General features: G+C 38.6%; 22 protein-coding genes. 9 read left to right on the top strand and 13 right to left on the bottom strand.

Features of this window, described 5'->3' with window-relative positions; genetic code table 11:
* Positions 1 to 16 precede the first annotated feature (16 nt).
* Both CXF76_RS11185 and CXF76_RS11180 read left to right on the top strand, forming a co-directional pair.
* A complete protein-coding gene (locus tag CXF76_RS11185) occupies positions 17 to 3826 on the top strand; it encodes a PAS domain-containing hybrid sensor histidine kinase/response regulator (protein WP_101163681.1) in 3810 nt (1269 codons plus the stop codon).
* Positions 3810 to 4709, top strand: coding sequence for a diguanylate cyclase (locus CXF76_RS11180; RefSeq protein WP_024590665.1), 900 nt, complete (start codon positions 3810 to 3812; stop codon positions 4707 to 4709). Before CXF76_RS11185 ends, CXF76_RS11180 begins: the two co-directional genes overlap by 17 nt.
* Before the next feature lie 278 nt (positions 4710 to 4987).
* On the opposite strand, the gene CXF76_RS11175 is transcribed toward CXF76_RS11180, so the two are convergent.
* Together CXF76_RS11175 and CXF76_RS11170 are read right to left on the bottom strand one after the other, a co-directional pair.
* A complete protein-coding gene (locus tag CXF76_RS11175; RefSeq protein ID WP_024590666.1) occupies positions 4988 to 5368 on the bottom strand; it encodes a DUF3192 domain-containing protein in 381 nt (126 codons plus the stop codon).
* A 185-nt stretch (positions 5369 to 5553) separates the two neighbouring features.
* Positions 5554 to 6498, bottom strand: a complete 945-nt coding sequence (locus CXF76_RS11170) for a D-2-hydroxyacid dehydrogenase (RefSeq protein WP_024590667.1) — start codon at positions 6496 to 6498, stop codon at positions 5554 to 5556.
* A gap of 380 nt (positions 6499 to 6878) precedes the next feature.
* Here CXF76_RS11170 and CXF76_RS11165 point away from each other — a divergent pair, with 380 nt between their 5' ends.
* Positions 6879 to 8012, top strand: coding sequence for a 1-acyl-sn-glycerol-3-phosphate acyltransferase (locus CXF76_RS11165; RefSeq protein WP_024590668.1), 1134 nt, complete (start codon positions 6879 to 6881; stop codon positions 8010 to 8012).
* 105 nt (positions 8013 to 8117) lie between these two features.
* Positions 8118 to 8363 (top strand): DUF1289 domain-containing protein, encoded by a 246-nt coding sequence (locus tag CXF76_RS11160; RefSeq protein ID WP_007586940.1) that lies wholly within the window; start codon positions 8118 to 8120, stop codon positions 8361 to 8363.
* On the opposite strand, the gene CXF76_RS11155 is transcribed toward CXF76_RS11160, so the two are convergent.
* Entirely contained in the window at positions 8360 to 9058 is a 699-nt protein-coding gene (locus CXF76_RS11155; protein ID WP_024590669.1) for a transporter substrate-binding domain-containing protein, read from the bottom strand. The two genes, CXF76_RS11160 and CXF76_RS11155, sit on opposite strands and share 4 nt — an antisense overlap.
* 118 nt (positions 9059 to 9176) lie before the next feature.
* Between CXF76_RS11155 and CXF76_RS11150 the strand changes: the two genes are divergently transcribed.
* Genes CXF76_RS11150 through CXF76_RS11140 form a run of 3 tightly spaced genes read left to right on the top strand, consistent with a single transcriptional unit; the run spans position 9177 to position 14324 of the window.
* Positions 9177 to 9380: a DUF3283 family protein gene (locus CXF76_RS11150; protein WP_002962585.1), complete on the top strand. Its 204-nt coding sequence runs from the start codon at positions 9177 to 9179 to the stop codon at positions 9378 to 9380.
* Positions 9381 to 9394: 14 nt separating this feature from the next.
* Positions 9395 to 9796: a GNAT family N-acetyltransferase gene (locus CXF76_RS11145; protein WP_024590670.1), complete on the top strand. Its 402-nt coding sequence runs from the start codon at positions 9395 to 9397 to the stop codon at positions 9794 to 9796.
* 25 nt (positions 9797 to 9821) lie between these two features.
* The gene (locus CXF76_RS11140) at positions 9822 to 14324 is read left to right on the top strand and encodes an EAL domain-containing protein (protein ID WP_024590671.1); all 4503 of its coding nucleotides are present in this window, start codon (positions 9822 to 9824) and stop codon (positions 14322 to 14324) included.
* A gap of 16 nt (positions 14325 to 14340) precedes the next feature.
* Here CXF76_RS11140 and CXF76_RS11135 read toward each other — a convergent pair whose 3' ends face one another.
* Together CXF76_RS11135 and CXF76_RS11130 are read right to left on the bottom strand one after the other, a co-directional pair.
* Positions 14341 to 15294 (bottom strand): ion transporter, encoded by a 954-nt coding sequence (locus tag CXF76_RS11135; protein WP_024590672.1) that lies wholly within the window; start codon positions 15292 to 15294, stop codon positions 14341 to 14343.
* Entirely contained in the window at positions 15294 to 17963 is a 2670-nt protein-coding gene (locus CXF76_RS11130; protein ID WP_007586928.1) for a bifunctional acetate--CoA ligase family protein/GNAT family N-acetyltransferase, read from the bottom strand. Before CXF76_RS11130 ends, CXF76_RS11135 begins: the two co-directional genes overlap by 1 nt.
* A gap of 114 nt (positions 17964 to 18077) precedes the next feature.
* Here CXF76_RS11130 and CXF76_RS11125 point away from each other — a divergent pair, with 114 nt between their 5' ends.
* Together CXF76_RS11125 and CXF76_RS11120 are read left to right on the top strand one after the other, a co-directional pair.
* Positions 18078 to 18794 (top strand): SIMPL domain-containing protein, encoded by a 717-nt coding sequence (locus tag CXF76_RS11125; RefSeq protein ID WP_024590673.1) that lies wholly within the window; start codon positions 18078 to 18080, stop codon positions 18792 to 18794.
* Positions 18795 to 19068: 274 nt separating this feature from the next.
* Positions 19069 to 19512 carry a hypothetical protein gene (locus tag CXF76_RS11120; RefSeq protein ID WP_007585421.1) on the top strand — a complete coding sequence of 148 codons (444 nt, stop codon included), beginning with the start codon at positions 19069 to 19071 and terminating at the stop codon, positions 19510 to 19512.
* Here the strand turns inward: CXF76_RS11120 and CXF76_RS11115 are convergent.
* The 8 genes from CXF76_RS11115 to CXF76_RS11080 all read right to left on the bottom strand — a co-directional run bounded on the left by CXF76_RS11115 (position 19495) and on the right by CXF76_RS11080 (position 26511).
* Positions 19495 to 20163 carry a hypothetical protein gene (locus CXF76_RS11115; protein WP_024590674.1) on the bottom strand — a complete coding sequence of 223 codons (669 nt, stop codon included), beginning with the start codon at positions 20161 to 20163 and terminating at the stop codon, positions 19495 to 19497. The genes CXF76_RS11120 and CXF76_RS11115 overlap by 18 nt on opposite strands.
* An 89-nt stretch (positions 20164 to 20252) precedes the next feature.
* Positions 20253 to 22088: a DUF885 domain-containing protein gene (locus tag CXF76_RS11110; RefSeq protein WP_101163680.1), complete on the bottom strand. Its 1836-nt coding sequence runs from the start codon at positions 22086 to 22088 to the stop codon at positions 20253 to 20255.
* Between the two features lie 68 nt (positions 22089 to 22156).
* The gene (hemW, locus tag CXF76_RS11105) at positions 22157 to 23293 is read right to left on the bottom strand and encodes a radical SAM family heme chaperone HemW (protein WP_024590676.1); all 1137 of its coding nucleotides are present in this window, start codon (positions 23291 to 23293) and stop codon (positions 22157 to 22159) included.
* Entirely contained in the window at positions 23290 to 23889 is a 600-nt protein-coding gene (gene rdgB / locus CXF76_RS11100) for an RdgB/HAM1 family non-canonical purine NTP pyrophosphatase (protein ID WP_101163679.1), read from the bottom strand. The genes hemW and rdgB overlap by 4 nt, the downstream gene beginning before the upstream one ends.
* A 4-nt stretch (positions 23890 to 23893) precedes the next feature.
* On the bottom strand, positions 23894 to 24337 hold the full coding sequence (locus tag CXF76_RS11095; protein ID WP_007376526.1) for a DUF4426 domain-containing protein: 444 nt from the start codon (positions 24335 to 24337) through the stop codon (positions 23894 to 23896).
* Positions 24338 to 24397: 60 nt separating this feature from the next.
* Positions 24398 to 24931 carry a YggT family protein gene (locus CXF76_RS11090; protein ID WP_101163678.1) on the bottom strand — a complete coding sequence of 178 codons (534 nt, stop codon included), beginning with the start codon at positions 24929 to 24931 and terminating at the stop codon, positions 24398 to 24400.
* Between the two features lie 27 nt (positions 24932 to 24958).
* Positions 24959 to 25780: a pyrroline-5-carboxylate reductase gene (gene proC / locus CXF76_RS11085; protein ID WP_101163677.1), complete on the bottom strand. Its 822-nt coding sequence runs from the start codon at positions 25778 to 25780 to the stop codon at positions 24959 to 24961.
* A gap of 17 nt (positions 25781 to 25797) precedes the next feature.
* Complete coding sequence (locus tag CXF76_RS11080) at positions 25798 to 26511, bottom strand: YggS family pyridoxal phosphate-dependent enzyme (RefSeq protein ID WP_007585410.1); 714 nt, start codon at positions 26509 to 26511, stop codon at positions 25798 to 25800.
* Positions 26512 to 26513: the final 2 nt, after the last annotated feature.

Here is a 26513-nt window from a genome sequence, read left to right as displayed (position 1 = left end):
TTGATTTTCGAGCCAAATGGCAGGCAGTACATTGAATTTTTTACCTCTGAAGCATTATTATCGTTCATTATTTATTGCGCTTTTAGTGCCATTGATTGTCGCTTTTTTACTGTGCTTGCACTTATATAATATAAAGCTTGAGCGGGCGGTTGAAAAACGCGAAGCCGATTTTACGAATGTTTCAGCACATGTTACTCACGGGATGGAGTCGGTGAGTAGTCTACTCACCACCATGTTTAGCTTATACGAACAAACGACCTATCCAAAAATAAACCAAAGCTTACTCGAGGGCATAAATCAATATGATGGTTACTATTACCGTCACTTTAGTGAGCAAGGCACTGAAATTGTAGGTAAGGGGGAGTTTGCGTTATCTGCTAAGGCATTAATGCAGTGGCAGCAGGCTATTACATTAGGGCCTTCGTTTAATACAACGCTTGCATTAATGCAGTCGTTGTCTGCTGTAGCATATGTTGATAATAATGGCTTTGCTTATGTAAGCAGGCGCAACAAAAGCCAAAGTTTAATGCTTACTGAAATTCTAGATGGAAAATTCAAGCCAAAATTTTCACCAAACAAACTTACTTCAAGTCCCATTGTTAAAGTGAATGATAAATCGTATTTTGCTATTGGCCGACAACGAAGCACCGGCTCAGCCGATTACATTATTTTGATTTATGATGTTCAGGCAATTTCTGGGTGGTTAAAAAAGGTTTCACCGAACAGTGGTGAATACGTTTTTATGAACCAATCACATCAAGTTATCGCCAGCTCTAAACAGTTAATAGAGCAAGCAACAGCATTAAAAAATTATTGGCCTGATTTGGCCCAGCACCATAGTAAAAAAACAGTATTAACTAGTGATAGTAATTACTTTATGCAGCCTATGGATGAGTTACCTATTCACGCAGCATTTTACGAGCACAAACCCCAATTAATAAGCCCAATTAAGTATGAAATACTATTAGAGTTCGCATTTTTAACGCTATTTTTAAGTATTATGTTTGGCGTGTTTTTTTGGTTAAGTCAGCGCATTTTTATTAAGCCAATGACTCACTTAATGTCGTACCTAGAGAGTAACGGTACACAGCAAGAAGTGCAGCTCGATTATAAAGTACCGCTGAGCTGGCAGCCTTGGTTTTCTAAAGTGAAGCGTGTATTTACTAAAAACAAACAGTTAGTTGATTCATTACAAAGTGCAAATAAAGCTCTGGACGACCAGGTTCAGTTGCAATCAGAAAAACTAAGCCGCAGTTACGAAGCAAAAGAGCGCCACTTGGCTTTGCTCAACACTATGCTAAACAGTGTGCCAGATCTTATTTATTTTAAAAATATTGATGGATCATTCTTAGGATGCAATAAAGCATTTGAGGCGTACATCGGTAAAGATCAAACTGCATTAGTCGGTAAATATGTAGATGATTTAGGTGATAACGATCAACAAATAAATGCGCTTGAAAAACAAGTATTACAAAATAGAAACAGTGTTGAACAGCGAATAGAAACTGATAAAAAAACGTATCAACTTACTATTGCACCTTTTTATAACGAGCACCAACATCTGTTGGGGACTATGGGTATTGGTCGCGATATTACCGAACAGCAACAAGCATTATTGGCCTTAAAAGCATCAGAATCTAAATTTAGAAGTGCGATTGAATTTGCGGCTAACTGTGTGGTTTTACTCTCGCTTGAGCACACAATATTACAAGTAAATAAAGCGGCAAGAAAGCAGTTTTCTGAACAGCCAGTACTGGTTGGTGAGCAGTTAAAAGCATTGTTTGACGATACTCAATGGCAGCAAATAAAAAGCACTTTAGCGCAATTGCTAGATGACAAAAAACGCGTATACCACTTAACGCTTGCTCAAGGGCGCTTAACAAGTTGGTTGCAACTGAGTGTATCGCTTGTATGGGATGAAAACCGCGACCCAGCTTATTACGTTATTCACATTCAGGATGTGAGCGCATTAACTAAATCGAAACTAGATGCCGAACGAGCAACCCTTGCTAAAAGTCGCTTTATAGCCAATTTAAGTCATGAAATACGCACTCCTCTTAATGCTGTTTTAGGGCTGCTTGATATGCTTATTGAGCAAGGATTAACGCAAAAGCAATTACAACAAACGGATCAAGCTAAGCATGCAGCACAAAGCTTGTTGCTAATGCTCAATAGAATGCTTGATTTTGCACGCATAGAAAGTTCGCAAACCGATTTAAAACAAGCATCTTTTAGTATGGTTGAGCTGGTGGATATTTGTGAAAGTTTAACGGCTCCATTGTGCGAAGGAAAAGGTATTGAATTTGTTATTGATATTGACCCGTTAATAGCGCCTGATTTGATATGCGACAGTATTCGCTTACAGCAAATATTAGGTAATTTATTAACAAATGCTGTTAAGTTTACAAAAACAGGTTCTATCACTTTAAAAATGGAACTTATTGAAAGCGATAGCCTAGAGCAACAGCATATTTGCTTTAAAGTAATTGATACCGGTATGGGCATAGATGAAGCCGATCAGAGGCGTTTATTTGACGCCTTTACGCAAGGTGATGAGTCTTCAACACGTATACATCATGGTGTTGGGTTAGGTTTAGCGATTGTTAAACATGCGGTGTCATTAATGGGAGGGGAGATTGCTTTAAAGAGTAAAAAAGGTCATGGCTGTGAGTTTTACTTCAGCGTTAGTTTTTTGGTTGATACCACTAAAAATACGATGTTACCGACTAATACATTGGCTATTTTATCGGATCAAAGCAAAGAGCTTAAGCAAGTAACAAATGCTTATACAGAGCTTGCTAATATTAATTTAGATGAAGTACTTAAATACCCAATTAAGCTCTCCAATACTCAGCAAATAATAATCGATGCGGCCGACTTACCTGCACTTTTAAATATTGAAGCAATTAATGATTCGTTATCAGCTAAAGAAACATCGGTAATTATTATTAATCATCAGCACACCCTTAATTTACCAACAAGTGAGCATTTAGCTGCGCATCACGTTAAAGCATCGGCATTGGGACAAAGGCTATTTAGCTTGAACTCTCAGCAACAGCCTAAAGCTAGTACCAATGCCGTAATATATAATATTGCTGAAACTAAAGTTGATATATCGGGTCTACTTGTATTAGCCATTGATGATAATCAACTTAATTTAGAAATAATTAGCAGTGTATTACGCCAAGCAAACGTAAGTGTTGTTACCGCTTTAAGCGCATCTATCGGCATGGAATTATTGCAAGTTTTAAAGCCTGACTTAATATTGATGGATGTGCAAATGCCGCAAATAGATGGCTGCCAAGCTACGGCTTTAATTCGTCAACAGTTTGACGCAAAGCAACTGCCTATTTTTGCTTTAACGGCTCATTGTGAACCCGCTGATATTGAACGTTCTTTAAAGTGCGGTATGAATAAGCATTTAACTAAACCAGTTGTTGCTAAGGTACTTATTGATGCAATTGCCGATTTAAACTTAGTTAAACCAAGCTTTTTTGAAAAATCATTCGCATTAACGCAGTTTAGTATGGATGAAAAGCTCCTCAATACAATGATTGGTAAATTTGCTAATTTATGCGAAACCCAGCTATTGCAAATAGAAGAAACAACCAATAAGGATGATTTGGTACGCTTAGTGCATAGTATAAAAGGTGTAGCAGGTAATTTAGGTTTTAGACGATTGTCTCACTGCGCTTTATTGTGTGAAAGAACACTTAAAACAACTAACAAGCCTGTTGAAATAACACTGAAAGAGCTTATTATGCAGTTAGAACAGGTAATTGTTTTTATAAAAGGGGTAGGGGCTAGGGATGTCGAAAAGAGCTAAAGTACTTATTGTAGATGATGATCCAATCAACAGATTAGTACTTGAAAAAACACTTAAAGTAGAACACGACGTATTCTTAGTTGAAAGTGGTGAAAAAGCACTGACCTTTGTAAAAACTGCGCAAGTTGATTTAATTATCCTTGATGTGATTATGCCAGGAATTGACGGCTATGAAGTGCTTGTGCAACTTAAAGAAAATCCGATAACTCAATCGATCCCCGTTATATTTATATCAGCTAATCGTAGCCATGACGACGAAGCTAAGGGCCTAGAACTCGGTGCTATGGATTATATCACTAAGCCATTTAGCCCTTCTATTGTGCGCGTTAGAGTACGTAACCAATTACTTATAAAGCAAAAAAATGATCTGCTAGAGATGCTAGCCTCAATCGACGGCTTAACTGAAATCCCAAATAGACGCTACCTAGACGAAAACTTAGCTCGTGAATGGCGCCGAAGTAAACGCAGTGGAACCCCGCTATCAGTGTTACTTATGGATATAGACCACTTTAAGCGTTACAACGATTGCTACGGACATCGTGCTGGCGATGAATGTTTAAAGGATGTTGCACAAGCACTCGCAGCTCAATGTGAACGTGGTAGTGACTTTATAGCTCGTTATGGTGGTGAAGAATTTGCAGCTGTATTACCTGGAATGAATAGGCATGAAGCTGTGGAGTTTGCTAATAAATTACGCAATGCTGTAAATGCTTTGAATATAGAACATAAAGCCTCATTAAATGCAGACCACATCACTATTAGTATAGGTATCGCCACCACTCAAAGTGGTAAAGTATATGCTGAGCAAGCGTTATTAGAAGAGGCCGATTTAGGCTTATATGCCGCTAAAGATGCAGGGCGAGATAGAATAGTCGCACGCTAAAAACTTAATATACAAAAAACGCCAATATTCATATATTGGCGTTTTTGTATCAAACTACTTTTTATACCAATTCGCTTAATTAAGTGATCTATTTTGAGGATGGAAAAACGTGTTGATAGCTAGGCAAAAAATTCGCTATTTAGTTGTTCTCGGCAATTGCTCCTGCATTGCTCTACCTTCTGCATCCATGCAGTCGTAAATGAGAGTTTTTTAACACAGGTAGCGACACGTTTAGCCCCGCAAAATGATTAAGTATTATTGCGGATTGGTATTATAGGTTACTGCGTGATCATACCTAAAGCGGTTTCACCAATGCCCACTAACTTATCATTTTTAAATACAAGTGGCGTACATTCATCTTTCGTTGTTTTAGAATCTGAATGCTTACTATGAGTTACATAAAAAAGTACTTGGTATACATCGTCATCTTTTTTTAATAGCTCTGTGAAATTAGGCGTTTTTAATTGCGTTAAAACAGATTGATAACTGCTATCCATTTTTAGCTCTGATATAGCTTCACGATTATTTTTATGTTGTGCTTGCCAGCTAGATGAATTCTTACCAGCCCAATGAGTCTCAGCTTCACCATCTGATACGGCAATAACACAGCCTGTTAAAAATGGAGCGATTAAAGCGGCTGCTAAAAGTGATTTTTTCATTTTTATTTACCTTAATAAGATTTTTAATTGGTTATTAGCTGTATTAAAGCAAAGAGTAGACCATATTTATAAGTTGTTATTAATCAGTTTGTTAAGTGGGTTAAGCTGTTTTTATCTAATAAAATATTAAATGTATTAGTAAAAACAGCCATTTTTTAGCTTATTTGATTACTACAATAAAATCACTACACCAAGCGGTTACGTGATTCGCCTTTATTAAATGCAGCAATATTTAAACTTACTTCATTAATTAAACGCACAATAGATTCAGTACTTGCCCATGCTATATGTGGAGTAAGTAAAAGGTTATTACCTTTGTAATTAGCAAGTGGGTTTGAAAGCTCAGCAGGTTCTTTAGTTAGTACATCAACACCGGCTCCAGCAATTAGGTTTTGCTCAAGCGCTGTAGCTAAGTCGGATTCGTTAATAATTCCACCACGTGCTGTATTAATAATTATAGCGCTTGGCTTCATCATTTTAAGCTCATTAAGTGCAATTAAATCACGTGTTTCATCTGTTAGAGGGCAGTGTACGCTGATTATATCGGCTGTTTTAATGACGTCTTCAAAAGGCGTACGACCATCACGACATGCAACACCTTTGCGCTCTGCAACAATAACATTTGCGCCAAATGCCTCAGCCACTTTAGCAACGCCTTTACCTAGCGTACCACCGCCTATAATGGCAAATGTTTTACCTTGTAAGTCGTTAAAGCTGTAATCGAGTATGCAAAACATTTCACTTTTTTGCCACGCGCCTTGCTGGCAATCCGCCTGATAGCGGTGTGTGTTACCCAGTAAGTTAGTAATTAAAGAAAACGTATGTTGAACAACAGAAGGTGTTGAATAGCCAGCTACATTAGTTACGGCAATACCAAATTCTTTAGCGGCTTCTAGATCAACATTATTAGTACCAGTTGCACTTACACAAATTAATTTAAGCTGTGTAAGTTTGCTAATCGTGTCGCGATTTAAAACTGCTTTATTAGTGATTAATACATCAGCACCTTGGCAATGTTCAATAACTTGCTCTGGGCTAGTAAGTTCATAAGTCGTTAATTTACCAAGTTGTTCAATACCAGTAAGAGACGTTTTAGCTAACGTTGCGTTATCAAGAATAGTAATGTTCATTATGAGCCCTAAAATAAGTGGATCTGAAAGAGTTAAAATCGTAAAAAGATGCCTACGATCCATCAAAAATACGAGCTTAAGGTACTACGAAAGAAAGGCTTTGTTAATGGTATTACTACCAAATGATTAGAGGGCTTTGTATTAGTGGTCTGCCCACTAGCAGATTGAGAACATGGTATTTTGCTAGACTGATCAGATTTTTGCACTTTTAAGCAAGCTCATGGTCATAGAAGGTAATTAAACTCGGCTTTAAAACAAGTTGCTAAAAATAAAAATCGTTTTTTTGGTTATTTCGCATTTTAGATTGGCTGAGTTATAATCGGGTATAGACATAAACGGTGCGCTTTGGCGTACCGTTTTTTAACACTGTAGATGTAGTAATGAGTGAATTAGAAGATAAATACGCAGATATACGCCCATACAACGACGACGAAGTTGCGGCGTCGCTTACACGTTTAATTAACGATGATGCGTTTATTGATGTAATAGCAAAGTATAATTTACCGCGCTTTTTATCGGCAGTGCCTTTTATTGCGCGTCCAATGGTAAGAAGTCAGTTACGTAAAAAATGGGGCAAAGTAAGCACCGTTGAAGATGTGCAAAATGAAGTGGCACAATACTTAGATAAACTAGTGAAGCGCACCACATCAAAAGTTACCTTTTCTGGGTTAGAACAGTTAGATGCTAACCAGGCCTATTTATTTATTTCAAACCACAGAGACATAGTGCTTGATCCTGCATTAGTTAACTGGGGTTTATACCAACATAAAATGAAAACAGTGCGTATTGCTATTGGCGATAATTTATTGCAAATACCTTACATTACTGAGCTTATGCGTCTAAATAAAAGCTTTATAGTTAAGCGCTCTGCTAAAGCACCAAAAGAGATGTTAAAAGCACTGACTCAACTATCGTCATACATTTACGATTCTGTGGTCGGTGGAAATTCTATTTGGATTGCGCAAAAAGAAGGGCGTGCAAAAGACGGTTTTGATCAAACTGATCCTGCGCTTTTAAAAATGCTGCAATTAAATGGGCGTAAACAAAAGAAAGAGTTTGGCGATTATATTAAAGAGTTAAAAATAGTGCCTGTTTCTATTTCTTATCAATATGAGCCGTGTGCAATTGCTAAAGCCAAAGAGCTTTACCACAAGCAACATCATGGTGAGTACGTTAAATCGGCTGGTGAAGATATTGCGAGCATTGTTGAAGGCTTTAGTACTGCTAAAGGGCACGTGCATTTAGCATTTGGGCAACCAATTGAATCTAAATGTGATAGTGCTGAAGAGCTTGCTAAAACAATTGATAGGCAAATTGTTGATTCGTTTTATTTACACCCAGGCAATTACATCGCTGGTGGTTGTAAAGATGCGGTAATAGACTCTCCTGATACAGCGACATTTGAACAACGTTTAGCCTGTGTACCTGAAGAGTTAAAACCATTAGTGCTAGCTATGTACGCTAAGCCATTTCACCGTAAAACAGAGATAAATACTAATAGCTGTGAACATTAATACTCACAGCTCAATGAAACTAAGCAGCAATTAAATTGCTGCTTTTTTTTTGCTCAAAAATAACGCTATACTAATACCTCCTCTTCAACTGGGCGGTACTTATGCATGCAACAAATTGAAATATTTGATATTCCAAGTCCTTGCAAGAGTATTTGCTTAGTTAATAACAGAGGGTATTGCAAAGGGTGTTATCGTAGTCGGGATGAACGCTTTTCGTGGAATACCTTAACCAACGACCAAAAAAAGAAGGTGCTTAGTTTGTGCCAGCAGCGCTACAAACGTTATCTTCAAAAAAAGCAGCAAAATGCAGTGCCAAGCACACAGGCGCAGCAGCAAGGGTTCGACTTTTAAAAGCTTAATCCATACTTGGCTCTTAGTGCGTATACAGTGCCATTGTTAGTTAAGTTAATTAATGACATTTTAAGCTTTTCTACCAAGTTTTCATTACGCTTATTTAAATAATGATAAAGCGGATAAGTATTCAACACTTCTTTTTCAAAGCAACCTTGAGGTGAAGGTAGCTCATTGTTTTGCATTATAAAGTTAATCATTAAAGCTCCCTGTACTTTTTTCTGAGCAAGCAAATTAAGTTGGGTATTCATGCTTTTAACTTTAATAATATTCCCTGCAAACTGTGTGCTTGCTAAATAATGTTCTTGGACAGGGTAGCCATCAACAATTGCGACGCTATCGAGCTGTTCTAAACTGCTAGGTAAACAGTTTTTATACAATACTAAGTCAAACTTAAAGAGCTCATAATCGACCCTAATTAAGTTTTCGTAATTTTCTTCAACGCTTGCATCTCTTCCTAACTGCCCATCAAGTACGCCATTATTTGCAGCTAGCAAAGCATTTTGGTGGCTAAAATCGATTATATGTATTTTAAAACCGATATCTGCGTATGCTAACTTTAATAACTCTAAGGCATAATCAGCTTGTGGTGTACTTTGCGGACGATTAAAAGTGAGGTTGTATTGATGACTAAAACAAGAGGCACTAAAAAATAAATTTACCAATAATAACAAGATACTAAAATGTCTATTCATTATCAGTTCCAATTACTACAGAAATAAATAAAATAAGACGCGTATAATAACAAGGAGATTACCTCTTGCCCAGTTTCGGGGTTAATCAAATAATTTTAAAAGCGAATGAGGAAGTATTGTGAGTTTTAATTTATGCCTATTGCCACGTGAAGAAAAATACCAAATTCAGTTAGATTATGAAGCGTCTTTTTGGGCGTATCAAATTAAGCGAAATAAAAAAACGAGAGAGCAAGTTTATAATACAATCCATAGCCGTCCAATGGCTGAACAAATGGTTTTGAAGCAAAAGTTTGAGCAATATTTAGCGCTAATGCTTAGCTAAGTGTTGATATAAAAATGTATATAGTTAAGTTGCTGGATGGGCTAAAAGTTCCACTCGTTAATAAATTTTATAAAAAACATAATGTAAGAGGGCGGGCTAATAAACAAGATAAGGTATGGGTTACTTACTATAATAATGAAATAGTTGCAGCATGTAGGCTGCAAGATAAAACAGAGTTCTTATTTTTATCTACCATGTTTGTTGTGCTGGAACATCGCGGTAAAGGTGTTGCTAAACAGCTATTATCAACACTCTTAAAGTCGCAAGATAAGATGATTAATACCTTCGCATATAAAAACGTAGTTGATTTATATTGTGCTATTGGTTTTAACCAGGTGTTAACATATACTCTTGCTTTACAAGTACTTTTTGATACTTACAAACATCGAAATATAGTCGCTCTAGAGTACCCATAATAATAAATAATAATATGGAATAAGCATGAGTAAATGCGTTAATGGGATCATTAGTTGCTTTGTAGTTTTAATAACTATCCTAAGTTGCCAAGTAGGCGCACAAGTAAAACGTTTATCTCCAAGCGAAGGCTTATCGCAAAGCTACGTTAATACAATGCTTATCGACACTAATGGTTACCTTTGGCTTTCTACTGAGGCTGGGCTTAATCGTTATGATGGCTATCAAGTTATTCCAATAAACGGCCCTAATGGTGAATTAGAAGAAGCGATCATTGATCGTATTTACCAAGACCCTCAAGGGCACATTTGGATAGCCTCTTTACTTGCAGGCCTATTTAGATACGACCCCGTAACAGATTCATATCAGCAATTTCTAGAAAAACCTACCAGTGAAGAAGAAATTATCAATCAGTCTGTTTTTAGTATGGTGGCCGTTGATAAAAAAACACTTTGGATTGGCCGAGGCCGCGACTTTGCAAAGCTTGATATAGCAACCGGAAAAATCACAACTATTTTTGAGCTTCCGGCTAAATATAAAAACACCCTTGTGAGAAAGCTCTTTGCCTACAATGGTTATATATTTATAGGTACAAGCCATGGCGCATATGTATTTGATATTGCAACAGAGCAAGTTAGACCCCTACAGCACTTAAAAGGTGAAGCTGAGCATATTTACCAAAATAATGTTAAGTCGTTCGCATTAGGTGAAAATAAACAGTTGTTAGTAGGGGCGGTCCAAGGTTTATACGAAGTTGATATTAGTAACTTATCAAAAATGTTTGAACGCCCCGATTTACCTTTTGAAAGTAAGGTATTACTAAGTGACCTAAATGTTTGGAGCATAGTAAACGAACACGGAAAAATAGATTTAGCTACCGATAAAGGCTTGTTTAAATTTGATTTAAACACCGGGGAGATGATTAAAAATACTCGAATAGCCCAAAGTAAGTACACACTTGCCGATACCAGTATTATTGATATGGCTAAAGATAAATCGGGTGGTACATGGGTTGCGACTAAGACTGATGGTGCGTTTTATTTATCTCATGACAGCTATCATTTTAATAATGTCGATGGCACTTTGCTCGGGGGGGATGGTTTATCGCATCACTCTATCTGGGGGATTACCGAATATAAAGACAAGCTTTGGCTTGCAACGCATAACGGTATTACCGAGGTTGATTTAAAAACAAATATTGGTAAAGCTTATTTAAAAGATTACAAAGTCGACTTACTCACCACTGAGTTTACCGTATATGAAATAACGCCTTATAAAAATAATTTATGGCTTTATACAAATCGTGGTTTGTTTATTTTTGACCCTGTAACGCATCAAGTTAGCGAACCTAAAGTACATAACCCTGCTAATCAGGAGTTAATTACCGGTAGGGTACATGGCGTTACATTAATGCCAAATGGCGATCTATACTTTGTGCACTCAGATCATGGGGTATTTATATACAATATAGATTCTCAAGTAATAACGCGTTTGGGTGGTCAGTTTGATCAATTTGAACCCTTTTTAGCCCATGGCTTTTTACCTGCGCTGAGCAATAAACCAGATTCACCATTATTTTTTAATGCCGGTATTTTATACCAAGTAAACCCAAGTGATTTAGCACTTAAAATGATTTATAAAGTGCCAAAACAGCATGAAAACGTAGCCATTAGTGTGCTTTCTTACTTAATTGATAACAACAATATATTGTGGATATCACTTTCTAATTTCGGCTTAATAGGCCTTGACGCATCTACTTATCAATTAGTCCATACAATCGATTTAGAGAGGAATAAATTAGGCACTCTGCTATACGATATGGTGCTAGATGATGATGGCATGATCTGGATGAGTAGCCATAAAGGCATTTGGCGATTAAACCCAGAAACACTTCATTTTCAGCAATTTTCTACATCAGAAGGGCTACTCTCTGCTGAGTTCAATAGCAACGCCATGGCACAGCTTAAAGATGGCCATATTGCGTATGGTAGCTTAAAAGGTTTTACTTATTTTCATCCAATGGAAAACCAAAACTATCAGTCGCTTATTGATCACGTAAATATTACGCGAGTTGATTTAATGTCACGAGATTTATCGCTTGATTTAAAACAACCGCTCAACGAGGTTGTGTTAAACCATGATGATATAGGGCTTGAAGTTGCATTTTCGGCCATGGCATTTAGTAATCAAGAACGCATCATTTATGAGTATCAACTCGATAACGGACAAAAAAGTTATACCCGAAATAACAACCGTGTATTGTTTCCAAAATTGAATCCAGGTAATTATCAATTAAAAGTTTGGGCTAAAGACCCCCTGACTGGCGAATATACCTCGCCTGCTATTTTAAAAATAAAAGTAAAGTATCCACTTTGGCGTGCACCTTATTTTATGGTGCTTTATGGCATGCTGTTTATTGGCTTTGTTGCTATGTGGGTTATGCGCCGTAATAAAATTCAGCGTATTTTATTGGCAGCAAATAAAGAAAGTAAAGAAAGCGAAGCGCGTTTAAAGCTAGCGCTTGAAGGCAGCGAATCGGGTGTTTGGGATTGGGAATCAAGCAATCCAAGTATTTACCAACCTCGCTTAGCGAGTGAGTTAGGTTACGAAAATGAAACCGTGAGCCTTGATGAATATTTATCTAAAATTCATCCGCAAGACAAACAGCTATTTCGCTTAGAGTGGCTTGAGTTTTTATCTACCGATAAAGGTTACTTTAATTGCACCTACCGCCTGCGCCATGCAAAAGGCTATTGGCGCTGGTATAAGGATTTTGGAAAAGTCGTTGAGTGGGATGATAAAACGCCACAAAAAGTAGCGGGTACCTACACAAATATGACCCGTGAGATGGTGTTTGAAGAACACGCTTTACTATTTACGGCAGCATTTGAGCAAACACGTGATTGGGTGTTTATCCTCGATAAAAATTTAAATATTCGGGCTTCTAATAAATCACTGCAAACCGCCTTTAATTTCTCTGCTGAGTCGTTATCTAGTCGAGCATTAAATTTAGGTATATCGCGCAGCAATCGTTTTGATTATTTACGCATAATGCAAAAGCTATCCATTGGAGAGCACTTTTCGTGTGAAGACAGTGTAGTTTTAGCAAGTGGTGAGCCACGCCATGTACTTGTGAAAATAAGTGCAGTGGCCGATAACGAACAGCGCCTTAATAGCTATGTCATTATTTTAACCGATATAAATGCACAAAAATCAGCCGAAAATGAGCTGCACTTATTGGCCAACTACGATGCCTTAACAGGGTTGCCAAATCGTACATTATTTAATGACCGCGTTGAACACGCCCTTGAGCAAGCAAAATTGCACGAATGTAAAGTTGCTTTATTACATATAAATATTAAGCGTTTTAAATACTTTAATGACTCTTTGGGGCATGCAGTTGCTGATGAGCTAATTAAAGAGGTTGCTGAGCGTTTAAAATGCTCCTTGCGTCCATCGGATAGTGTTGCTCGATTTGGTGGCGATGAATTTGTAGTACTGGTGGAAGATATTCAGCAAATCGAACAAGTACTCATTATATGCACTAAGTTGATGGATTGTGTGAATCAAAATATTACGATTAATGGCCAAGTTGTAAACGTTAATTTAAGTATTGGTGTGTCTATATCACCAGATGATGCACAGCAAGGCTCTGCGCTTTTAAAAGCTGCGAGCATAGCGTTATATCATGCAAAAGACTCTTTAGAGGGGCGTTATCAGTTTTATAAGCAAGAGATGAATCAGCATGTTCAAAGAGCGCTGCATCTTGAGTCTCAGCTAACTAAAGCGTATCAAGAAGAAGAATTTTGTAATTACTACCAGCCTATTATTAACGCTGAAAGTCAAAAAACAGAAGGCTTTGAAGTACTGCTGCGTTGGCCTGAAAATAAGCTTGTGCAAACTCAAGAGTTTTCGGTGGCAGCAGAAGGTATAGGCCTAATTACAAAAATTATGCTGCAGACTTTTGCGCGCGCTTTATTAGAGCTAAAAGAGTGGCGAAAAGCCTCACCTAGCCTGTATTTATCTATTAATTTATCGGCTCTTGATTTTGAGTTTAAAGACCTTGTTCCTGAAATTAAAAAAGCGTTAAGTAATTCAGGAGTGTCGTCTGAGGCAATTGTTTTTGAAATAACCGAATCAATATTAATGCGTGATTCAAAAGAAGCGCTACACAGCATGGAACAACTTAAAAAGTTGGGCTGTAGATTGTATATGGATGATTTTGGTACGGGTTACGCATCGCTTACTTATTTAAAGCGTTTTCCTATTGATGTATTAAAAATAGATAGAAGCTTTGTACAAGACATAGGCATAGATTCTGACGATGAAGCTATTATTCAATCAATACTCGCGCTTGCTGATAGTTTAGGTAAAGAATGTGTAGCTGAAGGCGTAGAAAGCTCGCACCAACTCGCCTTTTTAAAGGCGCGAGGATGCATGCATTTCCAAGGGTACTTATTTAGTAAACCGGTACCTAATACCGAAGTACTCCCGCTTATTAATCGCAATTGGAGTGACATATTTAATTAATAATAGCAGTACTTATTTAAGGCCTTTTACCGCAGTGCCTGCAAAACAAATGGCTATTATGCTCATTCAACTGCGTTTTAATGGCCTTATTAGCTTCTAGTTTACTCAAGCCTAATTTATAGCGTAGTTCTTCTAGGTGTTCTTGTTGAGTATCATTAAGAGTGCCATCTTGAATTTGTTCATGTACGGCATCTTCAAAAAATTGGCGGCGTTTACGTATTTGTTCTGAAAAACTAGACGCCAGTAAACCGGTAGGTATCGCAACCATTCCCATGCTCAGTAGTGTTATAACACCGCCGAAAAACTTACCCAATGGCGTTATAGGTACTACATCGCCATAACCAACGGTTGTTAATGTTGCCATTGCCCACCACATAGCCGCAGGAATAGAGCCAAATTTATCGGGTTGTATGTCGTGCTCAATTAAGTAAATTCCGCATGAAGCTAAAATAAGCACGACGGCCATAATAAAAAAAGCAGCCATTAATGAACTACCTTCATCGTTAAAGGCTTTTAAAAGTAGCTGCATGGCGCGTGAGTAGCGAGTGAGTTTAAATACCCTTAATAGTCGGAGCACGCGTAAAAAACGTAAATCGAGAGGAAATAAAAACATCATTAAGCTTGGTAAAATCGCAATTAAATCAACAATTGCCAAAGGGGAGAAAAAATAGCTAAGCCGACGTTTGGTATGAGACCCTTCCATTGCTGCATATTGTGTTTTATCTACGCAAGCCCAAAGTCTGGCTAAGTACTCAATAGCAAAAATAGCGACCGAGACAATTTCTAAAACTAAGAATTCGTTGTAATACTGCTCTGCCACACTTGGAATTGATTCAATAACAATGGCTACAACGTTAATCATTATTAAGCTAATGAGTGCAATATCAAGAATATGTCCTGCTCGATGGTACTGGCCTGTGCCTTCAAACAGGCAAGCCATTTTTTGTCTTAAAGTGTGTGGTTCATTCATTATTTAAGTTTAAGTACCATATTAATACTGCCTTCTTCAAAGTCGCGACTAATTTTAAAGCCTAACTTACGGGCAAGCTCAATCATCCCCGTATTCTCTGGTAAAGTTATGCCTTCAATCGACTCAACACCTTGGCGTTTACAGTGGTTAATTGCAGCACTCATTAGTATGCGACCAAGCCCTAAGCCTTGGCAATCTGAGCGTACTACAATGGCAAACTCAGCATGCAGGTTATCGGGGTCCATAATGACGCGAGATACACCTAATGTACGTGTTTTACCTTCAAAGCGCTGGCAAACAATAAACGCCATTTCACGGTCGTAATCAATTTGCGTCATTTTAGCGAGTTGATCGTGGTTAAATTGTGGTAGTTCGCCAAAAAAGCGTTTATATCTGTCTTCTTTATTAAGTGACTCGTCAAATGCTTTATGAGCTTGTTCATCTTCTGGCTTTATTGGCCTGAGCGTAGCCTGGGTGTTGTTTTTAAGTGTTACCACTTCAACAAGTTCAATAGGGTAGGGACGAATAGATAAGCGCTTACGATTGCTCTGAGTTTGATAGCGGCTAAGTGTCATGGTGGCATCGAGCACTAAAAACTGTCCATTACTGGCAAGAATAGGATTAAGTTCCATTGAGCTTATGTCAGGTTGATCAATAACTAACTGAGAAATACGCGTTAGCAGTGCACACAAACGATACTTATCAACTTTTTCGGGTAATATGCGCTCCTTTAGTACGCCTTTATCGTGCGCTGCCGCAATTAAATACTTTGCTAAGTTCATATTTAGTGGAGGCAGAGCAACGGCGGCTTGCGCATATTCAAGGCCGGTTCCTGCTTCACCTAATAATATAACAGGACCAAAATTAGGCTCGGTTTTAATTGCAATTCGCAGCTCATTTGCGCCTGCTCGCGGCGCCATTTTTTGTAATGAAAACCCTTCAATAACAGCATCCGGATAAGTGTTTTTAATACGGATAAGCATTGCAAAAGCGGTTTGTTCAACCTCGTTGGCGTCGTTTAAGTTAAGCACCACACCACCTACTTCAGACTTTGAAGCAATACTTGGGCTAATAAGTTTTAACGCGACCGGAAAACCAAGTTCTATGGCTTGCTCTCTGGCTTCTGTTGGGGTGTAAGCCACCTCAGTTTGAATGCATGTAATACCATAGTGATTTAATACTTGGCTTGCCTGATGGGTAGGTAAGTAGCTTTGTCCGTCATCTAAAAACTCATTAATAAGCGCTTTAGCTGCTACTTTATTTATTTTTGCGTCATCAGTATTCGACTCAGGTGTTTGCGTTAAATGCTTTTGGTTACGGCGATACGTTACCAAGTGCATAAACGCGCCAACAGCACCCTCTGGTGTTCTATAAGTTGGTATTGCGTTGTTTGAGCACACTTTTCTGGCGGCGTAAGATGCGTCTTCACCCATAAAATTAGTTATAACGTAAGGGCGTGCCATTTTGGGTAATGTTTGTAAGGTTTCTACAATAATGTTGGCGTAGTCTTCGCTGGGCGCAAGCGCTGAGGGAGTATGGATAATCAGTAAGTTTTTAACTTCTTTTGCGTGCAGTAAAATTTCTAATGCTTGCTTATAACGCGCAGGTGCTGAGTCGCCAAAAATATCCACAGGGTTTGAGGTGGTTTCTGATTGCGGAATAACTTTATTTAGCGCATTTCGGGTTTCAATGCTTAGTTCTGCTAATTTACCGGAGCTTTGAATTAGCTCATCAACGGCCATAACACCCGGGCCGCCACCATTAGTTAAAATTGTCAGTTGCTCTACTTTTAATAATTTTGGATGCATGGCGAGTGTTTGTGTCGCTGCAAATAGCTCTCGTAAATCATTTACGCGCAGCATACCCGCTCGTTGAAATAACGCATCGTAAACAGCATCAGAGCTTTGCTTTCCACCGGTGTGAATTTCGGCTGCAAGTGCGCCTGCACTTGTTTTACCTGTTTTAATTGCAATTACAGGTTTACTAAAGGCCGCGGCTCTTGCTGCTGATATAAAGCCACGAATATCTTCAATGTTATCAATGTAGAGTAAAATAGCTTTGGTTTTAGCATCACGACCTAAAAAGTCGAGTAGTTCATTAAAGTTTATATCAAGGCAATCACCTACCGATACAAAATATGAAAAGCCAATTTCTTTGTTTTTAGCCCAATCTAAAATGGTTGAGCATACAGCTGCTGATTGCGATACAAATGCAATTTTACCTGGGCTCGCCACGGTATGTGAAAAGCTCGCATTTAAACCAATATGAGGGATCAGCAAGCCCAAACAATTGGGTCCAAGCAAAGTAACCTGTTTGGCTTGAGCGCATGCTTTAAGTGCGCTTTTTTGCTCTCCAGAAAGCCCATCTGCAATAACAATAGCCGTTTTACAGCCAAGCTCTCCAAGCTGCTCAATAATATCAATTAAGGTATTTTTGTTAGTACAAATAACAGCAAGGTCGGGTACTTTTGGTAAGTCAGCAATAGAGGGGTAAGCAAGTACGCCATGTACTGCGCTATGGCTTGGAGTAACGGGCATTATCGGCCCTTTAAAACCGCCTTGAAGTAAGTTGCGCATAACCACAAAACCAGCACGAGTTGATATATTAGAGGCACCAATAACGGCCACTGAGCTTGGGTTAAAAAACTGGGTAATGCGCTTAAGGCTCATGGTTTTTCCTAGGCTGATTAAATTTTGCGTTATTTATAGTCTCAATGTACCCTGTTTACTGTGTTATTTCGAGCGTCTAGATGCTTATTATTGATATCAATCAAGGAGATTATTGTGAATAAAACCCCCGGTTTTTACATTGTTATAGCGGCTATTTGTTTAAGTATAGGCTTAATTAGCTTAGGGTTTATTTTAAAGAGCACAGCTCTCAGTGTAAAAGAGATGGAACGTACTGTGCAGGTTAAGGGATTGGCCGAGCGAGAAGTTATAGCCGATACGGTAATTTGGCCTCTGCAATTTAGTGATGCCGACAATAATCTTGAAAAATTAGTCAGCCGAGTTGAGAAAAAAAATGATGCTGTAACTGCTTTTTTAAAACTGCATGGTTTTGACGACGATGAAATAACAATAGGCAGCCAGTCAGTTATTGATAAGCAAGCACGTGAATACAGTAATGAAAATCAGCAATTTAGATACATAGTGCGCTCAAATATTATTGTTTATTCTGATGCGCCAGATAAAGTGCAAAACGCGTTGAGCAAAGTGAGCCAACTTGCTAAACAAGATATCGCAATAGTGCAGGACAGCTACGAAACAAAAGTTGAATATATTTTTACTGGCCTCAATGATGTAAAACCTGCGATGGTGCAAGAAGCAACTGAAAAAGCGCGTGAAGTCGCTAATAAATTTGCTAAAGACTCTAATTCAAAATTAGGCAAAATAAAAACAGCTCGCCAAGGGCAATTTAGTATCAGTAATCGAGATTCAAACACACCGCAAATAAAAAATATAAGAGTGGTAACCAGTGTTGAATATTATTTAAATGACTAGGGCCTGTTGACCTTTCAGGATTAAAATTTGTTCAATCTAGGGGCGATTTAATCGCGGCGTGAGGTTTGTAACCTAGCGGGCTAAGTAAAAACCGAGCAACAAAGAGTAAATTGCCCCTAGGCAGAACCCTTCGGGCAGCGTATGTTTGGCATTTATTCCACGTTATCGCCTATTTATGGGGAATAACCACACTGCATAGGCTCTGCCTTGCCTAAATACCAAACATACTGCTGCAAATTTAACCTCGAAAGATAAACAGGCCCTAGGAAATAATATGTCAGAGTCTAAATATGGTCAGTTTGTACTGGCGCCCCGTTCGTATTTTTTTACTGCTATAGCGAGCGTAGTGTTTGCGTTTATAGGCTTTAGTTATAATGCATGGCGAATGGAGGCAAGTGAAGAGAACAACAATACACGCATTGCTAGCTTTCAAATTTTACAAGAACTAGCCGAGCTTGAGCTTATTGTATTTGCCGCACATTACGATAATAACAAAATAGATGGCAGCCCTAGAAAAGGCTGGGTTAAAGTTAACTTAATTCATGACTTAAGCTACTTAGCCGTTGATAAAGTACATTTAAAAACAAAAGACTTACAAAAGGTCTGGCAAACAAATTGGCCAAATATGGTTGATCAGCAAAGTGCTGCGCAATCTATTACACATGCCATAGACAGTGTGCGTACAGAAGTTGTGAGTGAATTAAAGCGCCTTGATTAAGTGAGCAACTTGCGCCGTTGAGCGTTGCAAGTAAGCGGCGCTCAGTAAAATTGTGGTCTCGTTAACTTTTTGCCCTTTTAGTACGTTGGCAAGCTGCTGTTTTGCGTTAGGGTTTTGTTTTTGCTCTATTTCCATTAATGCTAACAAAGCTGAAAATTCATGCTTTACCGGTGTGCTCGGTTTATTTGCATAGGCAATGTAGCAGGCAACTGGTGTTAATCCGTGAGAGTTGGGCTGCGCGAGTGCTTTAACTAAGTCATCATTTGATTCAAACAACATTAAAGAGCGTACATAGTTAAATGGTAGCTTTGTAGCATCGGCATGCTTAAACACATTGTGCAGTACGTTATTTCCTTGAGTATCTTGTACTAAAAAGCCTTTATTTACTCTCAGCGCTGGGGTGAAAAAGCTCAATGCGTCAATATTAGTGAGTTGGTTAATAAATAGAGAAGGTGCTGTATTAGTACTTAATATACGGATTGCTATGTTTTGCATAAAGTCATACTTAACACTCAACCGTTGGGCGCTGTCATATAAATGGTTAAGCTGCAAAGTTTGCTGAGCAGGGCTTAACTGTCTAAAGTCGTTATCGAGTTCATTTAACTGCTGCTTTGAAATACGCGCATTAAGTAGTTGTATGCTTAAATCCATTATTATTTCCAAAATCTTTTTTGCTACTATAAAACAAAAAAGGCCGCAAATGCGACCTTTCATATTTAAAGCAATTGTTTAAATTGGTTTTAAGCCTTTTTGCTTGCTACCCATTCATTAACAAAGTTTTCTAGTACATTAAGTGGTACAGGACCATTTTTAAGCACTACGTCGTGGAACTGGCGAATATCAAATTTATCACCCAGTTGCTTTTTAGCGTCTTCACGAAGTTCTAAAATCTTAAGCATACCCACTTTATAAGCGGTTGCTTGTGAAGGCATTACAATGTGACGCTCAACCATTTTAACACCGTCAGATGTAGCATTAGGGGTGTTATTTACGTAGTAATCAATACCTTCTTGGCGAGTCCACTTCATTGCGTGAATACCTGTATCAACAACTAAGCGACATGCGCGCCATAATTCCATTGAAAGGCGACCAAAATCAGAGTAAGGGTCTGAGTACATGCCCATTTCTTTAGGAATGAACTCTGAGTATAAACCCCAGCCTTCAATATACGCTGTGTAGCCACCAAACTTACGGAATTTAGGAATACCTTCTAGCTCTTGCGAAATAGCTATTTGCATGTGGTGTCCCGGAATACCTTCGTGGTAAGCCAGTGCTTCCATTTGATACGTTGGCATTGCTTCCATATCGTAAAGGTTAGCGTAGTAAACACCTGGGCGTGACCCATCTGGAGCTGGCTGTTGGTAAAATGCTTTACCTGCCGCTTTTTCACGGAATGCTTCAACCGCTTTTACTTTTAAATCAGCTTTTGGTTTAACAATGAATAGCTCATCTAAACGCGTTTTCATTGTATCAATAAGCCCAGTGGCTTCATCAAGGTAGCGTTGTTTACCTTGTGCATCATTAGGGTAGTAAAATTGCTTGTCAGTTTTCATAAACTGCATAAACGCTTTTAAGTCGCCTTTAAAGCCAACTTTGTCTTTAATTTCACGCATTTCATCATGAATACGTGTCACTTCAGATAGACCAATTGCATGAATTTCTTTAGCCGTTAAATCTGTTGTAGTTGTGCGCTTAAGTGCGTTGTTATAAAACGCTTCGCCATCAGGTAATTTCCATGCGCCATCGCGATCATCTGCGCGTTTTTCAAGCTGTGCAAGGTAATTAATTAACTTAGAGTAAGATGGTTTAACAGCCGATTTTAATGCATCTGATGCATCGCTGATTAACGAGTCTTTTTCGTCTTGGCTAATTTCAAGCGCTGTTACTTTACGTTTAAAGTCAGCAAGCAATGTATAATCATCGCCTTTTTCAAACGGTGCACCGTGAATAATGTTTTTGCTTGAATCAATAACATGCGGGAATACAAACTTAGGGGCTATGATGCCTTTTTCTGCACGTACAGTTAAATCAACGATAAGCTGATCAATAACACCAGTTACACCATTTAAACGAGAAATGTAGTCTTTAGCTTCTTTTACATTACTAATTGAGTGCTGATTAATTAAAAATGCAGGGATCATAGAATGCGTACCAAACATTTGGTTCACAGGGTAATTATGGTAGCGCCATTTAAAGTCAGCAATTGAGCTTTCAAGATCTTGTTTTTTTAAGTCGTAGCTAACTTTTGTTGCATCATCTAATAAATCACGGCTGATTGCTTTTAGTGCAACTAGGTCAGCTTTCGTTTGCGCTAAATCTTTAAGCTGTCTTTCTTCGCTGCCATCATCCCACTTATCGTAATCTTGCTTAATACCCATGTATGTTTGATATACAGGACTGCTCATTACGTCGCGGTTAAATGTATCTTCAAAAAATGCATTGGCTTTGTCTATTTCACTTTGTTGTGATTGAACTGCTTGTGCAATAGGAGCTGAAGTCGCTTGTTGTGTTGTTTGCTGGCAACCAGCAAGTAGTGCAACGCTTACTGCGGCCGCAATAAAAGTAAGTTTACGCATTGTTTTCCCTTTTGTTGTTAGAAACCCATTAGGGTGTTTTATATTTATTTTTTGTGTAGCGCTGGGGGCTACACAAATAATTCTAGCAGGTCATTTAAAAAGCGATGACCTTTTAAACTTACCTGCCAATGGCTGTCTGTTTGAGTCAATAAACCTTTATTAATTGCTTGGTTTAATGCACTTTGCTGACTTTGCAGTGGCAGTGTTGTAAGTTTATTAAAATCATTAATTGGGCAAGGCTCAACAAGGCGAAAGCGATTCATAAAAAATTCAAACGCTAAATCGTCTTGCTCTACATGCCAGCTTTTGTACATATACGGTTTAATTAAATCCATATAGCCGCGTGGGTGTTTAACCTTTTCAGTACGCGTAATAAGCCCTGTATTTGCATCAGTAACCTTACCATGCGCGCCGCAACCAATACCGAGATAATCGCCAAAACGCCAATAATTCAAGTTATGTTGGCATTGATAGCCCGGTTTTGCATAGCCCGATATTTCGTATTGTATGTAACCTGCTTGAGCTAGTAACTCTACCCCTTGCTCTTGAATGTCCCACAGTGTTTCGTCTTGTGGCAAGGTAGGGGGCTTTGAAGCAAATTGAGTATTGGGTTCAATAGTTAGTTGATACCACGATATATGAGGAGGATCGAGCGCTATTATTTGCTTTAAATCGCTCAGTGCATCGTCAAGTGTTTGCCCTGGTAAGCCGTGCATTAAATCAAGGTTAAAGCTATTTAAACCGGCTTCTTTAGCTTGCTGCGCAGCATAATTAGCCTCGTCACTGCCATGAATCCGCCCCAGTGCTTTTAGCTTGTCGTTTTGCATGCTTTGCACGCCAATCGAAATACGGTTAATACCTGCTTTTACGTAATCTTTAAAACGACCTGTTTCTACTGTACCTGGGTTGGCTTCAAGGGTAATTTCGCAGTGCTCTTCAAGACCAATTAGGTTGTCGACTTCATTTAATAAACGAGTATAAGCCGCACCAGTTAATAAGCTCGGAGTACCGCCACCAATAAAGATGCTGTGAATTTTACGTCCTTGCACTAAGTGCAAATCAGCTTTTAAGTCATCAATTAAATGCTGAACATATTCAGCTTCAGGTATTTCACCTTTTTGTCCGTGGCTATTAAAATCGCAGTACGGGCATTTTTGCACGCACCAAGGTACGTGCACATATAAGCTCAGTGGTGGAAGGTTCACAGGCCGCCTTTTTGCTGTAGCTCTAGCAATAGTTTTTGTAGTGCTTGGCCGCGATGACTCACTGCATTTTTTTGCTCTTTTGTAAGCTCAGCACTGGTACAATTTTTCTCTGCTACAAAAAATACAGGGTCGTAACCAAAGCCACCGTTGCCATTTTGAGTGAGCGTAATTTCGCCTTCCCAGCTTGCACTGCAAATAAGGGGGGTAGGGTCATCTGCGTGGCGCATTAATACCAGTACACACCAAAAACGAGCACTACGGATAGGGTTATTACCCAAGTCTACGAGTAACTTATCAATGTTATCTTGATCGCTGGCACCTGGGCCTGCAAAACGGGCAGAGTAAACACCGGGTGCGCCATTTAGGCCATCAACTTCTAAACCTGAGTCATCGGCAATAGCAGGCATGCCAGTAATTTTAGCGGCATGACGCGCTTTAATAATGGCATTTTCAACAAAGGTAGTGCCGGTTTCGGCAACTTCACCTACGTTAAAATCGCTCTGTGGAACTACATTAATATTCAGAGGGCTTAGCATGTTAGCTAGCTCATTTACTTTGCCAGGGTTACCTGTAGCAAGTACTAAAGTTTTGGTCATGTTATTAATCTACGTAAAATTTTTGCTGAAACTGTAATTTTTGAAATTGATTACTTTGTTGTATTTCAATCTCAAAGCGTAAAATCTCTTCGTTGGTATAATCAACTTGGGCAAGGTAATAAATTGAATCACCTTCTTTTACTTCTTTAAAAGTAAGCGTTTGTTTATTGCCAAGTAGGTTTCTAGCTGTGCCAGTAAGCTTTGCTGTTTGGGCTGTATTTTCGGCATCATTTTTTAAAACAGAAATATTCACAATGCCTTTGTATCCGCTTCGCTCAAGGCCATACGCTTTTGCTATTTTTGGCTGAATAAAGGTAGAAGGAAAGGCGATGTAATGCACTTGCCAAGGGCCAAGCTCTTTATATTGTGCGCCTTGCATTTCTTCGCTTTGCGCGTTAAATGCAAATGCTAAACAAGCAATAAAACAAAACTTAATTAAACGGTTCATTATGTATTCCTCAAAACATATAAAAAAGAGGCCTTTGGGCCTCTAATTAAAAAATCCATATTAGACTAAAAAATCCATAAGCAGCATTTGCAAAAACTGAATACCAATAATAATCACTAAAACTGATAAATCTAAGCCACCCATTGATGGCAATATTTTACGAATTGGTTTTAGCATTGGTTCAGTAAGCTGATGGAAAACCGCTTCTATAGGGTTATAACCTTGGCTAACCCAACTTAAAATAGCGCGAATAATAAGTACCCAAAAAACTAAGTTAAGGCCTTCTTTTAGTACCGTTATAAGTGCTTGTATAATTACAGGCTGTATTGCCCACGCATTATATATAACAAGCATTAAAGTACTAATTTTGGCTACAGCCACTATAAATGCCAACAACAGAGATGCTAAATCAAGTCCGCCAAATCCCGGAATGATTTTACGCAGTGGTTTTACCGCAAACGAAGTGGCTTTAACCACAAACTGGCTCATTGGATTATAAAAGTCGGCTTTTGCCCACTGCAGCCAAAAGCGCAGTAATACCACCATTAAAAACAAATCAAACAGGGTACTGATTAAAAATTGCATGGCATTCATAGTGTAACCTTCAATAAAAAAGTGGTTTTAAAGTTCTTTTTCCATTTGCTCTGCACGCGCAATACACGCATCCATTGCATCGCCAACGGTTTTAGTTAAGCCTTCATCTTTTAAGTGCTCAACAGCTGCGTGAGTAGTACCGCCTTTAGATGTTACGTTTGAACGTAGTTGCGAAATACTAATATCAGGCTGGCTAAGTGCCATTTCGGCGGCGCCAAGGGCTGTTTGTTGTACTAAACGACGAGCGTCTTCATCATTAAAGCCCAGCGCTTTGGCTTTTTCTTCTATGGCTTCCATAAATAAGAAAAAGTAAGCAGGTGATGAGCCGGTCACAGCAATAATATCGTTAATTTGTGATTCTTTTTCGACCCATACAACAATGCCCGTGCATTCAAAAACTTGTTGTACAAACTCGTGTTCGCTTTGTGTTTCGCCCGCGCCATATAAACCTGATACACCACGGCCTAATAAAGACGGTGTATTTGGCATGCAACGTACCATTTTAACGTCTTGACCTAGCATTTCACGTAAACGTTTTACAGTTAAGCCAGCAGCAACAGAAATAAACAGTTTATCGCTAAAATCTACGCCCGACTCTTGAAACGATTTACATAAATCGCCCATCATTTGTGGTTTAACAGACAAAACAATTACATCAGCATCGCGCAGGGCTTCGTTATTGTCACTGGTGGTTTGCACCTTGAAATCGGCTGCTACCTTTTCAAGCTTTTCTTGGTTGCGGTTAGTCGCAATAATGTTACTTGCGTTAAAACCGTTTTTTACCATGCCACCAATAATGGCGTAGCTCATATTACCTGTGCCTATAAATGCGATTTTTTTATCTGACATAAATCTGTTATCACCTTTTAAGTTCGTGTTCCAAAAATGTCTGTGCCGATCCTTACCATGGTTGAGCCTGCACTAATGGCAGCTTCAACATCGTTACTCATACCCATCGACAAAGTATCTACTTGAGGATATTGGGTCTTTAGTTTATCAAAGCAAGTTTGTAATTGCTCAAAAGATTGAATTTGCGTATCCAGATCGTTGCTTTTAGCAGGAATTGCCATTAATCCTCGAAGTGTTAAGTGCTCACATTGGTTAATAAAATCGGCAAGTTCATCTATTTCATCGCGGTGGCAACCCGACTTCGCTTCTTCATTACTTATATTTACTTGAATAAGTATATTAAGAGGCTGTTTATCGTCTGGGCGCTGGGAATCTAATCGTTTCGCTATTTTTATGCGATCAACACTTTGCACCCAATCAAAGTTGGCAGCCACTAAAGCACTTTTATTAGATTGAATAGGGCCAATGAAATGCCAAATGATGTCGCTATATGACTGTAGTTGAGCTATTTTATCTATAGCCTCTTGAACATAAGATTCACCAAATTCGCGCTGACCATGCTCATAAGCTGCAATAACATCTTCGCTTGGTTTAGTTTTAGACACTGCCAGTAGAGTGACTTCGTTAGTGTTTCGTTGTGCAATTTTTGCCGCGTCTGCAATTCTAGCGTAGGCGGATGTGAGTCGTTCTGCTATTGTAACCATATATTTATCAGTTAGTTGTGGAGTCATAA

This window comes from Pseudoalteromonas sp. 78C3 (assembly GCF_002836695.1).
In the GTDB taxonomy this organism is placed as follows: Bacteria; Pseudomonadota; Gammaproteobacteria; order Enterobacterales; family Alteromonadaceae; genus Pseudoalteromonas; species Pseudoalteromonas arctica.
Note: the sequence above shows the minus strand (reverse complement) of the source record. Positions and strands in the feature narration are given on the sequence as shown.

Bases quoted from the DNA above. Each gene is read 5' to 3' on its own strand.
- CXF76_RS11185 (WP_101163681.1), top strand. From the start codon at position 17: ATGGCAGGCAGTACATTGAATTTTTTACCTCTGAAGCATTATTATCGT.
- CXF76_RS11110 (WP_101163680.1), bottom strand. From the start codon at position 22,088: ATGCGTAAACTTACTTTTATTGCGGCCGCAGTAAGCGTTGCACTACTT.
- CXF76_RS11120 (WP_007585421.1), top strand. From the start codon at position 19,069: ATGTCAGAGTCTAAATATGGTCAGTTTGTACTGGCGCCCCGTTCGTAT.
- CXF76_RS11155 (WP_024590669.1), bottom strand. From the start codon at position 9,058: ATGAATAGACATTTTAGTATCTTGTTATTATTGGTAAATTTATTTTTT.
- CXF76_RS11130 (WP_007586928.1), bottom strand. From the start codon at position 17,963: ATGAGCCTTAAGCGCATTACCCAGTTTTTTAACCCAAGCTCAGTGGCC.
- CXF76_RS11175 (WP_024590666.1), bottom strand. From the start codon at position 5,368: ATGAAAAAATCACTTTTAGCAGCCGCTTTAATCGCTCCATTTTTAACA.
- CXF76_RS11135 (WP_024590672.1), bottom strand. From the start codon at position 15,294: ATGAATGAACCACACACTTTAAGACAAAAAATGGCTTGCCTGTTTGAA.
- CXF76_RS11165 (WP_024590668.1), top strand. From the start codon at position 6,879: ATGAGTGAATTAGAAGATAAATACGCAGATATACGCCCATACAACGAC.
- CXF76_RS11095 (WP_007376526.1), bottom strand. From the start codon at position 24,337: ATGAACCGTTTAATTAAGTTTTGTTTTATTGCTTGTTTAGCATTTGCA.
- CXF76_RS11160 (WP_007586940.1), top strand. From the start codon at position 8,118: ATGCAACAAATTGAAATATTTGATATTCCAAGTCCTTGCAAGAGTATT.
- CXF76_RS11145 (WP_024590670.1), top strand. From the start codon at position 9,395: ATGTATATAGTTAAGTTGCTGGATGGGCTAAAAGTTCCACTCGTTAAT.
- CXF76_RS11090 (WP_101163678.1), bottom strand. From the start codon at position 24,931: ATGAATGCCATGCAATTTTTAATCAGTACCCTGTTTGATTTGTTTTTA.
- CXF76_RS11080 (WP_007585410.1), bottom strand. From the start codon at position 26,511: ATGACTCCACAACTAACTGATAAATATATGGTTACAATAGCAGAACGA.
- CXF76_RS11115 (WP_024590674.1), bottom strand. From the start codon at position 20,163: ATGGATTTAAGCATACAACTACTTAATGCGCGTATTTCAAAGCAGCAG.
- CXF76_RS11180 (WP_024590665.1), top strand. From the start codon at position 3,810: ATGTCGAAAAGAGCTAAAGTACTTATTGTAGATGATGATCCAATCAAC.
- proC (WP_101163677.1), bottom strand. From the start codon at position 25,780: ATGTCAGATAAAAAAATCGCATTTATAGGCACAGGTAATATGAGCTAC.
- CXF76_RS11140 (WP_024590671.1), top strand. From the start codon at position 9,822: ATGAGTAAATGCGTTAATGGGATCATTAGTTGCTTTGTAGTTTTAATA.
- CXF76_RS11170 (WP_024590667.1), bottom strand. From the start codon at position 6,498: ATGAACATTACTATTCTTGATAACGCAACGTTAGCTAAAACGTCTCTT.
- rdgB (WP_101163679.1), bottom strand. From the start codon at position 23,889: ATGACCAAAACTTTAGTACTTGCTACAGGTAACCCTGGCAAAGTAAAT.